The 12,715-nt window shown below is 72.1% G+C and carries 11 protein-coding genes; 2 read left to right on the forward strand and 9 right to left on the reverse strand.

Annotation, left to right across the window (positions count from 1 at the left end; translation table 11 throughout):
- Positions 1–9: 9 nt before the first annotated feature.
- From AC07DA_RS30240 to AC07DA_RS30260, 5 genes are all read right to left on the reverse strand, one after another.
- On the reverse strand, positions 10–309 hold the full coding sequence (locus tag AC07DA_RS30240; protein WP_479131418.1) for a hypothetical protein: 300 nt from the start codon (positions 307–309) through the stop codon (positions 10–12).
- 136 nt (positions 310–445) lie between these two features.
- A complete protein-coding gene (locus AC07DA_RS30245; RefSeq protein WP_479131419.1) occupies positions 446–1,210 on the reverse strand; it encodes a class I SAM-dependent methyltransferase in 765 nt (254 codons plus the stop codon).
- 90 nt (positions 1,211–1,300) lie between these two features.
- Positions 1,301–2,497 (reverse strand): aminotransferase class V-fold PLP-dependent enzyme, encoded by a 1,197-nt coding sequence (locus tag AC07DA_RS30250; RefSeq protein ID WP_479131420.1) that lies wholly within the window; start codon positions 2,495–2,497, stop codon positions 1,301–1,303.
- A gap of 5 nt (positions 2,498–2,502) precedes the next feature.
- On the reverse strand, positions 2,503–3,822 hold the full coding sequence (locus AC07DA_RS30255) for a pyridoxal-phosphate dependent enzyme (protein ID WP_479131421.1): 1,320 nt from the start codon (positions 3,820–3,822) through the stop codon (positions 2,503–2,505).
- Entirely contained in the window at positions 3,819–5,300 is a 1,482-nt protein-coding gene (locus AC07DA_RS30260; protein ID WP_479131422.1) for a Y4yA family PLP-dependent enzyme, read from the reverse strand. Before AC07DA_RS30260 ends, AC07DA_RS30255 begins: the two co-directional genes overlap by 4 nt.
- A 370-nt stretch (positions 5,301–5,670) precedes the next feature.
- On the opposite strand from AC07DA_RS30260, the gene AC07DA_RS30265 reads away from it, so the two are divergent.
- Positions 5,671–6,762 carry a type I phosphomannose isomerase catalytic subunit gene (locus AC07DA_RS30265; protein ID WP_479131423.1) on the forward strand — a complete coding sequence of 364 codons (1,092 nt, stop codon included), beginning with the start codon at positions 5,671–5,673 and terminating at the stop codon, positions 6,760–6,762.
- On the opposite strand, the gene AC07DA_RS30270 is transcribed toward AC07DA_RS30265, so the two are convergent.
- From AC07DA_RS30270 to AC07DA_RS30285, 4 genes are all read right to left on the reverse strand, one after another.
- Entirely contained in the window at positions 6,735–7,283 is a 549-nt protein-coding gene (locus AC07DA_RS30270) for a DUF488 domain-containing protein (protein WP_479131424.1), read from the reverse strand. The two genes, AC07DA_RS30265 and AC07DA_RS30270, sit on opposite strands and share 28 nt — an antisense overlap.
- Before the next feature lie 50 nt (positions 7,284–7,333).
- Positions 7,334–8,863, reverse strand: coding sequence for a helix-turn-helix domain-containing protein (locus AC07DA_RS30275; protein ID WP_479131425.1), 1,530 nt, complete (start codon positions 8,861–8,863; stop codon positions 7,334–7,336).
- Positions 8,864–8,947: 84 nt separating this feature from the next.
- Positions 8,948–9,148: a DUF4236 domain-containing protein gene (locus AC07DA_RS30280; RefSeq protein ID WP_365091939.1), complete on the reverse strand. Its 201-nt coding sequence runs from the start codon at positions 9,146–9,148 to the stop codon at positions 8,948–8,950.
- Positions 9,149–9,538, reverse strand: coding sequence for a cytidine/deoxycytidylate deaminase family protein (locus tag AC07DA_RS30285; RefSeq protein WP_479131426.1), 390 nt, complete (start codon positions 9,536–9,538; stop codon positions 9,149–9,151).
- A gap of 279 nt (positions 9,539–9,817) precedes the next feature.
- Here AC07DA_RS30285 and AC07DA_RS30290 point away from each other — a divergent pair, with 279 nt between their 5' ends.
- Entirely contained in the window at positions 9,818–12,652 is a 2,835-nt protein-coding gene (locus AC07DA_RS30290) for an aconitate hydratase (RefSeq protein ID WP_479131427.1), read from the forward strand.
- Positions 12,653–12,715: the final 63 nt, after the last annotated feature.

Raw genomic sequence — 12,715 nt, forward strand, 5'->3', positions numbered from 1 at the left:
CGGCTGGGGTCAGTGGTCGTCCCAGTGCCCCTCGTGGGCGGCGTGGCGGTGCCCGTCGTGCACGTAGTCGGTGTGGTCGCCGTGCCGTACGGCCAGGTGGCCGCAGTCGTCGCCGTGCTGGTGGTCGTGGTTTTGGTGCACGGTGTGGCCACTGGTGGCGCACTCGTCGACGTGGTCGTCGTGCATCCGGTGGACGTGGCCGTCGTGGGCGTAGTCCGTGTGGTCGCCGTGGGGGAAGGCGAGGTGCCCGCAGTCGTCGCCGTGGGCGTGCGCGTGGTCCTCGTGGGTGATGTGCTCGGCGGTGGTCATCGGGGCTCCTCGCCTGTGTTCGTGGCCGCCGGGGGACCGGCATGGCGGCATCGCCCTGGGGCGGCGCCTGCCTCCATGGTCCGGCGGCCCGCCGGTGTCCACCATCCGGCGGCAGCGGGCGGGTGACCGGGCCGGGCTAGCGGACCGCGACGACCACGCAGCTCTCGCCGTACTGCCAGACCGGGCCGGCCTGCGCGAAGCCCGCCCGCCGGAGCAGGTCGAGGTGTACGGAGAGGGGGAGTTCGGCCGGGCGGCCGGTGCCGGGGGGCTCCGCGCGGCGCCGCCGCTCGGCGAGGAGGTCGGTCAGCTCGGGGTCCTCGGCGACGGCGGCCCACCAGGAGCCCCAGTCCTCGTGCGCGAACACCCGTTGCCGCACCGCCCGGCACCGCCCCACGTGGGCGGCGATGCCGGCCGGGCCCGATTGGTCCTGGGGGAGGTGGTCGCCGTTGACGAGGACCCCGCCGGGGCGCAGCAGCGTGGCGAGCTGCCGGTAGGTGCGCAGCAGGGCGGAGCGGTCGAGGTAGTGCAGGGCGGTGGTGGAGACGGCCGCGTCCAGCGGCCGGTCCAGGCCGAGGGCCCAGGTCCAGCCGGGGGCGCCGATCTCCGCGTCGACGTAGCGGGCGGCGTCCGGGTGGTGGGTCCGGCCCAGTTCCAGCAGCAGGGGGTCGCGGTCCACGGCCACGATCTCCGCCTCCGGCAGCCGCCGGACCAGCCGGGCGGCGAGCGAGCCGGGACCGCAGCCCAGGTCGACCACGAGCGGCCGGCCCGCGCGCCCCTCCGTGACGTGCTCGACCACGTCGGCGATCACGGTGAACCGTTCCTCGCGGTCGACGGCGTACCGCTGCTGCTGGAGCTCCCAGCGCTCCACCCACCGCTCCGCCGTCGCCAGACTCAGCCCCATCCGGTCGCGCCACCTTGCCGTCTCGCACCTGACTCCTGCCGGTCCGAGCCTACAGGTGGAAACGGTTCTCATTACGCCCAACGGGTCACGTCACTCGAGTGAGGCGAGAACCGACAACAGCCGGTCGATCTCCTCCACGGTGTTGTACACGTGCAGACTCACCCGCACCGAACCGGTCTTCTCGCCCGCGTCGCCCTGGCAGTGGTGGTCCGAGCGCACCATGAAACCGTGGCTGAACAGGATGAAGCCCAGGTCGCCCGAGTCGATGGCGCGGTGCCGCAGGGAGACGATGCCCTGGCGCCGCTGCACCGGCGAGTCGGCGGCCAGGCTCAGCGGGCAGCCGAGGACCTCGTACGCGTCCAGCCGGCGCAGGCCGTCGGTGAGCCGGGACGCCAGGCCGGCCGTCCAGCGCTCGATCCGCTCCACCCCGGCCGCCTCCAGCCAGTCCAGGGCCGCTTCCAGTGAGGCGATGCCCACGGTGTTCGGGGTGCCGCTCCATCCGCCGGGCACGAACGCCGGCCCGCGCGCCTGCCGCGCCCACACCGCGCCCGAACCGGGCAGCGCCAGCGCCTTGTGCCCGGAGAAGACCACGAAGTCGACGTCCAACTCCGCGACGGACACCGGCACATGACCCACGCTCTGCGCCGCGTCCAGGCAGATCACCGCCTCCGGGCCGACCGCCCGGCGGATGCGCTGCACGTTCATGTCGCCGCCGTACACGTGGTGCACATGGGTGGTGGCGACGAACCGGGTGCGCGGCCCGGCCCGTTCGGCCAGCGCCCGGTGGTCGTAGTCCCCGGAGCCGCTCTGGTACGGCATCGGCACCACCCGCACCCGCACGCCCTCGCGCGCGAGCTGCCGCTGGGCCTCCAGCCAGGGCACGATGTTGGCCTGGTGGTCGGCGTCCGGTACGACGATCTCGTCGCCGTCGCGCAGGAAGCCCGGCAGCCAGTCGCGGGCGATCGTGCGCAGCCCGTCGGTCGTGCCGCCGGTGAAGTGCACGACCGAGTCGCCGGACCCGGCGTCGCCCAGGAACCGGGCCACCCGCTCCCGGGTGCGCTCGACCAGTTCCGTGGTGCGGTTGGCCCAGGTGTAGGTGCCGCGCGCGGAGTTGGCGTTGGACGTCGTGAGGTAGGTCTGCACGGCGTCCAGCACGGCCCGCGGCTTCTGCGCCGTGGCGGCGCTGTCCAGGTAGGCGAGTTCCGGGTGCGCGGTGACGATGGGGAACTGGGCGCGCAGCTCCCGCTGCCACGGGCCGAGGTCCTCCCCGGTGGCCGGTGCGGTCATGGCCGTCAGTCCCGCACCAGGGGCGCGCCCGCGTCCCGCCAGGCGATGATGCCGCCCGCCAGGCTGCGCACGTCCGGGTGGCCCATCCGGGTCAGCAGCGCCGCGTACCGGGCGGACTGCTCGCCGACCGGGCACGCCAGCAGCACCGGCCGGCTCCGGCTGAACGGCAGCCCGCCCCGCACGAGTTCGGCGAACAGCTCGTCGACGATGTTGACCGAGCCGTCGATGTGCAGCGCCGCGTACGCGTAGGAACTGCGCAGGTCGACCACGAGCGGGCGGTCGGTGTCGATCCAGCGCCGGGCCTCGTCCACCGTCACCGACGGCGCCCCGCCCACCTCCGCCTCGGACAGGTCGGCCGGCGAGTTCCTCCGCGGCGGCCGGCCCAGCAGGTCGGGCCGCCGCTGCCGGACGTAGCTCAGATAGCTCTCCACCCGGTCGCAGACGATGAACACCGCCGTGCGCCGCTCCCGCGACTCCTCGTCCAGGGCGCGCAGATGACGGACCGCCCCGAAGTACGCGGCCCCGCCGGTCGGCCCGCCCAGGATGCCGCAGCGGCGGTTCAGCGTGAGCATCCCCTCGATCGCCTCGTCGGCGGTCACCGACTCCATCGTGTCGTACGTGTCCGGGTCGAACAGGCCGACCTCCTGCACCTCGTCGATGGTGCGGATCCCGGGAATGAAGTCGGACTTCGCCGCGACCAGCCCGACCACCCGCACCGACGGGTCCTCCTCGCGCAGCGCGCGGGCCACGCCCGTGGAGGAACCGGCCGTGCCGACGCAGGCGACGAACCAGTCCGGGACCCGGCCGTCCAGGTCCTTCACGATCTCCGGGCCCGTGCCGGTCAGATGCGCCTCGGTGTTGCGCGGGTTGAAGTACTGGTCGGTGTGCAGATGGGCGCCGCCGGACGCCGACAGGGTCCGGTGGAACAGGGTCAGCGGATCGTCCGTCGCGGTCGGGTCCAGGCACTCGCTCTGGCCCGGCAGTTCCTCGATCTCCGCGCCGAGCAGCAACAGCAGGTCCTTGATCTCCGGCACCCGCATCCGGTTGGTGACGCTCTTGAACCCCAGGCCGTGCATGCCCGCGAGGACCGCCAGGGCCTTGGCCGTGTTGCCGCTGGACAACTCCACGACCTGACTGTCCCGTTCGACCGCCTCCTCCAGCAGGGGCCGCGCCATGTTCCACGCGGCCCGGTCCTTGACGGAGCCGAACGGGTTGAGCATCTCCAGCTTGGCGTACAGGTCGATGTGGCGCAGGCCGTGCACCGCCGGATCTATGCGTACCAGCGGGGTGTTGCCGATCGCCTCGGTGATGCTGTCGTACCTCACTGGGCTCCTTCCGAGGGCGTGACCGGCCAGAACTGGTCGTCGAGGCACCACCGCCAGGCGTCGCCGTCCTGCCAGGCGGCGACCTTGCGGGCGGCGGGCTGCTGCTGTGCGCGCGTGGCGTGGAAGTCCATGGCGTAGCCCGCGGTGTTGGCGAAGGCCAGCAGGTCGCCGGGGGCCGGGCGGCGCGGCAGGAACACCGTGCGCCGGGTGATCAGGTCGCTCTCCAGGCACAGGCTGCCGAAGAGGTGCGCGGCGACGGGCCCCTCGTCCGCCGGCGGCCCGCTCCGCGGGACGACGACCGGGTCCATCAGCACGCCGTGGTCCTCCAGGGCGATGTCGTCCGCCTTCGCGGCCAGCCGTACGAGCAGGGCACCGTCGGTCCCTTCGGCGCGCACCTCCAGCACCTTCGCGAGCGTCAGCCCGCACTGGTCCAGCAGGGCCCGGCCGGGCTCGGTGTACAGGTCGTACAGGTGCTCCAGCAACAGCGCCGCCAGCGGACGGCCGCCCAGCGAGGGGGCGGGCTGCGCCAGCAGCTCGTCCAGATAGGCGGCACCGGCCACGGACCGGAACGCGGGGTACAGCCCGAGCGAGCCGCGCAGGGTGCCGGACTCCTCACGCAGCCCATAGCCGTGCCCGCCCCAGGTCAGCGGCGGACGGCGGCCCATCACCGCCGCGGTGAGCTCACTCGTGTACGTCTCCCACTGCTCCCGCTCGGCGAGGTAACTGACGCCGAACCCGCCGCCCACGTCCACGGCCCGGGGCCGCAACCCCCGGCTGCGGCACGCCTCCAGCACCGCCAGGCACCCTTCGAGGGCGGTCGCCTTCTCCGCCACGCTCGTCGTGTCCACGTGGAAGGCCACACCGGTCAGGTCCACCGCGTCGCCGTGCCGCTCGACGGCCTCCAGCAGCAGGCCCGCCTCCCGCACCGGGGTGCCGAACCGGCTGCGCCGGCTCAGCATCCGCACCCCCGTCGTCTCGAACCCCGACAGCCGCAGCAGCACCCGGACCCGGTCCAGCCCGTGCTTGCGCACCAGCGCGGCCAGCTGGTCCAGCTCCGCGGGCCCGTCGACGCCGACGGTGACCCCCGTGCGGGCCGCGAGCCACAGGAACTCCGGGTTCTTCGGCCCCGTGGCCGTGATCCGGGCCGCGGCGAAACCGGCGCCCAGCGCGTGCTGCAACTCCTCCAGCGACGCGACGTCCACACCCGCGTCCGTGGCGGCCAGGCGACGCAGCAGCGCGCTGGACCGGTTGGCCTTGTGGGCGTAGAAGATCTGCCCGCCCAGGTGGTGCGCGCGGTACACGGAGCGGAACCGCTCCAGGTTCTCCGCGATCTGGTCGGGCACCACCACGTGCAGCGGTGAGCCGAGCGCTTCGGTGAGCGCGTGCAGCGTCCCGGCCGCCGCCGTGAGCGACCTCAGCCGTGGTTCGAGCCGGGGTTCGAGATACAGCGGTTCGAGATACAAGGGTCGGCCGTCCATGCGCGCTCCCTCCCCTGACGCCGCTGCGCCCGGGCATCCGGGCACGTCGGACACTCCCCGCGTGTCGCCGTATGACCCCTATCCATTCTTCGGTCGCTTTACGCCCTGTAAGGCCAGGGCCTGTCCTGTGGCCGGTGCGAAGCGGACCGCGACGGCCGGGGGCGGCGCGCGCCGGGCGCGAGCCGGCGGCAGCGCCGGTCCGCCGCCCGGAAGAGGGCTCGGACCCCGCGCTCGGCGCGGCCCACGCCCCCGGCCCGGTCCGGGGACACCCCTGTCCCGGGACCGGACCCGGACCCGGACCGTACGCATGCGCCCCTCACCCCGGGGGTACTCCGGCCGCAGACCGGCACCGACCCGTCCGAGGAGGCACGTGGACTGGCATCCGCTGCGGCTCACCACCCCCGTCAAGCAGCACGTCTTCGGCGGACGGGCCATCGCCGAACGGCTCGGCCGCACCGGCTTGCCCGACGGCCCGGTCGCCGAGACCTGGGAGGTCAGCGACGTCGACGGGGACGCCTCGACCGTGGTGGACGGCCCCCTGGCCGGGCGCACCCTGCGGCAGCTCATGGCGGAGTACCCGGACGAGCTGCTCGGCTCCTCGCTGCCGCCCGGCCCCCGTTTCCCGCTGCTGACCAAGTTCATCGACGGCACGGGCACCCTGCCGGTGCACCTGCACGCGGACGACGCCACCGCCCGGCGCCTGGAGGGCGAACCGCACGGCAAGACCGAGGCCTGGCACATCCTGGACGCCGTCCCCGGCGCCACCGCCCTGGTCGGCGTACGCCCCGGCGTCGACCGCGCCACCCTGCACCGGGCGCTGCTCGCCCAGGACTTCGACGCGGTCATGCGCCGCCTGCCCGTCAGGCCGGGCCAGACGATCCACATCCCCGGCGGCACCCTGCACAGCTTCGGCCCCGGCACGCTCGTCTACGAGATCGAGCAGACCTCCGACATCCAGCAGCACGCCATGCGCACCCGCATGGAGGACGGCTCCCCGGTCCCCGACGCCGAGTGGCACGCGAACCTGGAGAGCCTCCTCGACGAGTGGCGTCCCGAACACCGCCCCGACTTCCACCCGGGCCTGACCCTGCGCGTCGACGACGACGTCCGGCGCACGATCCTCTGCGCGAGTCCTCACTTCGCCCTGGAACGCTGGACGGCCGGCACGCGGACGCCCTTGCGGCACACCTTCTCCACCGCCCGGATCCTCACCAACGCGGGCGCACCGGTCACCGTCGCCTCCGGGCCCTGGACCGGCCGCCTGGACCGCGCCCGCACCCTGCTCCTCCCGGCCGTCCTGGGCGAGATCCGGATCGAGGGCCCGGCCGACGTCCTGCTCGGCCACGTCCCGGACCTGGAACGGGACATCCGCGCGCCACTGCTGGACGCGGGGTACGCGACGGACGCGATCGCGGCACTCGGCGAAGGCCTGACTCAGCCCTCCCCGGCCTCCCCTTCATAGCCGTCGTACACGAGCAGCCCGTCGTCCCGCAGCCGTACACCGGCTGTCGGCGTGTGGGGGGTGAGGCGCCCGTCGTGCATGAGGTGGCGGACCGGTACGCCACGGGCGAGCACCGCGAAGTCGGCGATCAGCCGGCGGTGGCACCGCCACCAGACGGCCTCGCTGCACATCACGGCCGTCCGGGCGTCCGCGGCCCCGCGCAGCAGGCGGTCCATCGCCCCGACGAACTCGGGGGAGCGGGTGTGGGCGGCGTACCCCCGGAAGGACTTGTTGCGCCAGACCACGTCCGGGCTGTCCGCGGGCAGCGGCCGGAACCCGCCGAGGGCGGGTTCCCACCGGTAGCCGACACCCACGGCCGGCAGCCACTCCCCGAGCCGCTCCCGCAGCAGGTCGGGGTCACGACGGCTGCCGGGGGCGATCCGCACGTCCACGACGGCCGCGACCCCCGCCCCGCCCAGCAGCTCGGCGATCCGCTCCCGGCCGGCGGTGCTGTGGCCGAAGGTCAGCAGGTGTGGTTCCACAGGAGCGGACTTTCCCGTTCGGGCGGGGCTACACCTGGCGGGCGTGCCGGTCAGATGTCCCGGAAGATCTCGATCTGCGCCCCGATCGAGTTCAGCCGCTCCGCCAGGTCCTCGTAACCCCGGTTGATGACGTACACGTTGCGCAGCACCGACGTGCCCTCGGCCGCCATCATCGCCAGCAGGACGACCACCGCGGGGCGCAGCGCGGGCGGGCACATCATCTCGGCGGCGCGCCAGCGGGTGGGGCCCTCGACCAGGACGCGGTGGGGGTCCAGGAGCTGGAGGCGGCCGCCGAGGCGGTTCAGGTCCGTCAGGTAGATCGCGCGGTTGTCGTAGACCCAGTCGTGGATGAGGGTCTTGCCCTGGGCGACCGCCGCGATGGCCGCGAAGAACGGGACGTTGTCGATGTTCAGGCCGGGGAACGGCATGGGGTGGATCTTGTCGATCGGCGCCTCCAGCTTGGAGGGCCGGACGGTCAGGTCGACCAGGCGCGTGCGGCCGTTGTCGGCGAAGTACTCGGGCGTGCGGTCGTGGTCGAGGCCCATCTCCTCCAGGACGGCGAGTTCGATCTCCAGGAACTCGATGGGGACCCGGCGGACCGTCAGCTCCGACTCGGTGACCACGGCCGCCGCGACCAGGCTCATCGCCTCGACCGGGTCCTCGGAGGGGGAGTAGTCCACGTCGACGTCGATGGTCGGCACGCCGTGCACGGTGAGCGTGGTGGTGCCGATGCCGTCGACCTTGACGCCGAGCGCCTCCAGGAAGAAGCACAGGTCCTGGACCATGTAGTTGGAGGAGGCGTTGCGGATGACGGTGATGCCGTCGTGCCGGGCGGCGGCGAGCAGCGCGTTCTCGGTGACCGTGTCGCCGCGCTCGGTCAGGACGATCGGGCGGTCGGGGCTGGCCGAGCGGTCCACCCGCGCGTGGTACTGGCCCTCGGTGGCGGCGATGTCCAGGCCGAAGCGGCGCAGGGCGATCATGTGCGGTTCGACCGTGCGCGTACCGAGGTCGCAGCCGCCGGCGTAGGGCAGCTTGAAGTGGTCCATGCGGTGCAGCAGCGGGCCGAGGAACATGATGATCGAGCGGGTGCGGCGGGCCGCGTCCGCGTCGATCGCCGCCAGGTCCAGTTCGGCCGGAGGCACGATCTCCAGGTCGACGCCGTCGTTGATCCAGCGCGTGCGGACGCCGATGGAGCCCAGCACCTCCAGCAGGCGGTACACCTCCTCGATGCGGGCGACGCGGCGCAGCACTGTGCGCCCCTGGTTGAGCAGTGAGGCGCACAGCAGCGCCACGCACGCGTTCTTGCTCGTCTTGACGTCGATGGCACCGGAGAGCCGACGGCCGCCGACCACCCGCAGATGCATCGGTCCGGCGTAGCCGAGCGAGACGATCTCGCTGTCGAGGGCCTCCCCGATACGGGCGATCATCTCAAGGCTGATGTTCTGGTTGCCGCGCTCGATCCGGTTCACGGCGCTCTGACTGGTGCCGAGCGCCTCGGCGAGCTGCGACTGCGTCCAGCCGCGGTGCTGCCGGGCGTCGCGGATGAGCTTGCCGATGCGTACGAGGTAGTCGTCTGCCATGGGGGTGAGGTTATCTCAGATATGAGATGGGTCCCCAACGGGGGGTCCGTCCGGGTGACGGGTCGTCAATCCGGCCCGTGCACCTCAGTGTCGCTTGGACGTCGTGGTGCGCCGCCATCCGAAAGGTCCGGGCAAATCCATCGATGTCGTACGACGTCCCGTGCTGCTGCGTGTGTACCTGGGGCCGTTCTTGCCGCCGCCGGTGGTGATGGACCAGGAGCGCTTGTTGATGTTGAGCCGCACGCCGGGAAGAATCCGGAAACTCTTGCGGAACGTGAGGGGCATTCAGGGCCTCCTTTCGGTGTCACCGGGTTTCCCCGGTTCCGTTCGGTTACCCCGAGTTCGCGCACTGATGGCTGTGCCGGCGACCCGGGGGCGGAACCTCGCCCGGCCGCCGGCTCGGCCGCAGGGCGGGACGACCCCGCGGTCGCGGTCTCCCGCGGCGACGATCGTGTCCAGCTCGTGGGCCCCCTGGACCGCTGCCGCTCCGACGGCGACCAGTTCGGCGCAGGCGCCGCCGGTGAAGTGGTGGACGTTCACGGCGGTGGCGATCCGGCCGTCCCGGGCGCGGACCGCGGCCGCCATGGTGTGGCGCTCGCCCGGGCGGCGCGCGCGGGCGACGCGGGCCGCGGCCGCGACGAGTTCCTGGTCTGCCTGCTGGTTCCGTGGGGTCATCGCCTCCGCCCTCGCCGGGTGCCGGATGGCACTGACGTGGAGTGGCGGGGGTGCGCAAGCGCATATCGGCCACGACGGGATCCGTCACGGACGCCGCCCGGGCATGACCAACCGCCCCGGGTGTACTAGAGTTATCTCGACATCGAGATATCTGCCGAGGAGCACCGCAGCCGTCACTCCGGTAAGGCTTACCTAACTTAGCCTGACCTTAGCGGATCGGTCGAGAGGCCGTGGCGGCAGGATCGTGGTGGTACGCGCACATCAATGAAGGAGACTGTCGTGTCGGCGAACAGCTTCGACGCCCGCAGCACGCTGCAGGTGGGCGACGAGTCGTACGAGATCTTCCGGCTGGACAAGGTGGAGGGCTCGGCCCGCCTTCCCTACAGCCTCAAGGTCCTGCTGGAGAACCTGCTCCGCACCGAGGACGGCGCGAACATCACCGCCGACCACATCCGCGCCCTCGGCGGCTGGGACTCGCAGGCCCAGCCCAGCCAGGAGATCCAGTTCACGCCGGCCCGCGTGATCATGCAGGACTTCACCGGCGTGCCCTGTGTCGTGGACCTCGCCACCATGCGTGAGGCCGTCAAGGAGCTGGGCGGCGACCCGGCGAAGATCAACCCGCTGGCCCCGGCCGAGCTGGTCATCGACCACTCCGTCATCGCCGACAAGTTCGGCACGAACGACGCCTTCAAGCAGAACGTCGACCTGGAGTACGGCCGCAACAAGGAGCGCTACCAGTTCCTGCGCTGGGGCCAGACCGCCTTCGACGAGTTCAAGGTCGTCCCGCCGGGCACCGGCATCGTCCACCAGGTGAACATCGAGCACCTGGCCCGCGTCGTGATGGTCCGCGACGGCAAGGCCTACCCGGACACCCTGGTCGGCACCGACTCGCACACCACCATGGTCAACGGCCTCGGCGTCCTCGGCTGGGGCGTCGGCGGCATCGAGGCCGAGGCCGCCATGCTCGGCCAGCCGGTCTCCATGCTCATCCCGCGCGTCGTCGGCTTCAAGCTCACCGGTGAGCTGCAGCCCGGCACGACCGCCACCGACCTCGTGCTGACCATCACCGAGATGCTCCGCAAGCACGGCGTCGTCGGCAAGTTCGTCGAGTTCTACGGCGAGGGCGTCGCCGCGACCTCCCTGGCCAACCGCGCCACCATCGGCAACATGTCGCCGGAGTTCGGCTCCACCGCCGCGATCTTCCCGATCGACGACGAGACCCTGAACTACCTCAAGCTCACCGGCCGCTCCGAGCAGCAGGTCGCGCTCGTCGAGGCGTACGCCAAGGAGCAGGGCCTCTGGCTGGACCCGAAGGCCGAGCCGGACTTCTCCGAGAAGCTGGAGCTCGACCTGTCCACGGTCGTGCCCTCCATCGCCGGCCCGAAGCGCCCGCAGGACCGCATCGAGCTGTCCCGCGCCGCCGAGCAGTTCGCCGCCGACGTGCTCAACTACGTCGACGCCGGTGTCACCGGCGGCGACGACCGCAAGGCGGGCGTCCCGCAGCAGGAGAAGCCGCACGGCGTGCAGTCCCCGGTCGACGAGGCGTCCGCCGAGTCCTTCCCGGCCTCGGACGCCCCGGCCTACGGCAACGACGACAACGGCGCCGGCGCCCCGCAGCACTCCGCCGTCGTGGCCGGCCCCGGCCCGTCCAACCCGGTCCGCGTCACGGCCCCCGACGGCTCCTCCTACGAGCTGGACCACGGCGCGGTGACGGTCGCGGCCATCACCTCCTGCACCAACACCTCCAACCCGTACGTCATGGTCGCCGCCGCCCTGGTGGCCAAGAAGGCGGTGGAGAAGGGCCTGACCCGCAAGCCGTGGGTCAAGACCACCCTCGCCCCGGGCTCCAAGGTCGTCACCGACTACTTCGAGAAGGCGGGCCTGACCCCCTACCTCGACAAGGTCGGCTTCAACCTCGTCGGCTACGGCTGCACCACCTGCATCGGCAACTCCGGCCCGCTGCCGGAGGAGGTCTCCAAGGCCGTCAACGACCACGACCTCGCCGTCACCTCGGTCCTGTCCGGCAACCGCAACTTCGAGGGCCGGATCAACCCCGACGTCAAGATGAACTACCTTGCGTCCCCGCCGCTGGTCGTCGCCTACGCGCTGGCCGGCTCCATGAGGGTCGACATCACCAAGGACGCCCTGGGCACCGACCAGGACGGCAACCCGGTCTTCCTGAAGGACATCTGGCCCTCCGAGGCCGAGGTGAACGACGTCGTCGCCAACGCCATCGGCGAGGACATGTTCGCCAAGTCCTACGCGGACGTCTTCGCGGGCGACGCCCAGTGGCAGGCGCTGCCGATCCCGACCGGCGACACCTTCGAGTGGGACAGCGAGTCCACCTACGTGCGCAAGCCCCCGTACTTCGAGGGCATGACGATGGAGACCACCCCGGTCTCCGACATCTCCGGCGCCCGGGTGCTCGCCAAGCTCGGCGACTCGGTGACCACCGACCACATCTCCCCGGCCGGTGCCATCAAGGCCGACACCCCGGCCGGCAAGTACCTCACCGAGCACGGTGTGGAGCGCCGTGACTTCAACTCCTACGGCTCGCGCCGAGGCAACCACGAGGTCATGATCCGCGGCACGTTCGCCAACATCCGCCTGCGCAACCAGATCGCGCCGGGCACCGAGGGCGGCTACACCCGCGACTTCACCCAGGACGGCGGCCCGGTCTCCTTCATCTACGACGCCTCGCAGAACTACCAGGCCGCCGGCATCCCGCTGGTCGTCCTGGCCGGCAAGGAGTACGGCTCCGGCTCGTCCCGCGACTGGGCGGCCAAGGGCACCGCGCTCCTCGGTGTCAAGGCCGTCATCGCCGAGTCCTACGAGCGCATCCACCGCTCGAACCTCATCGGCATGGGCGTGCTGCCGCTGCAGTTCCCCGAGGGCCAGAACGCCGAGTCCCTCGGCCTGACCGGCGAGGAGACCTTCTCCATCACCGGCGTCACCGAGCTGAACGACGGCACCACCCCGCGCACGGTGAAGGTCACCACCGACACCGGCGTCGAGTTCGACGCGGTCGTCCGCATCGACACCCCGGGTGAGGCGGACTACTACCGCAACGGCGGCATCATGCAGTACGTGCTGCGCAGCCTGATCCGCAAGTAAGCGGGACGGCGGAGCAGGTCACGGCGGTTTCAGGGCCGCGTCCCCGGGCGACCGGGGGCGCGG

Source organism: Streptomyces sp. NPDC044921 (assembly GCF_056432865.1).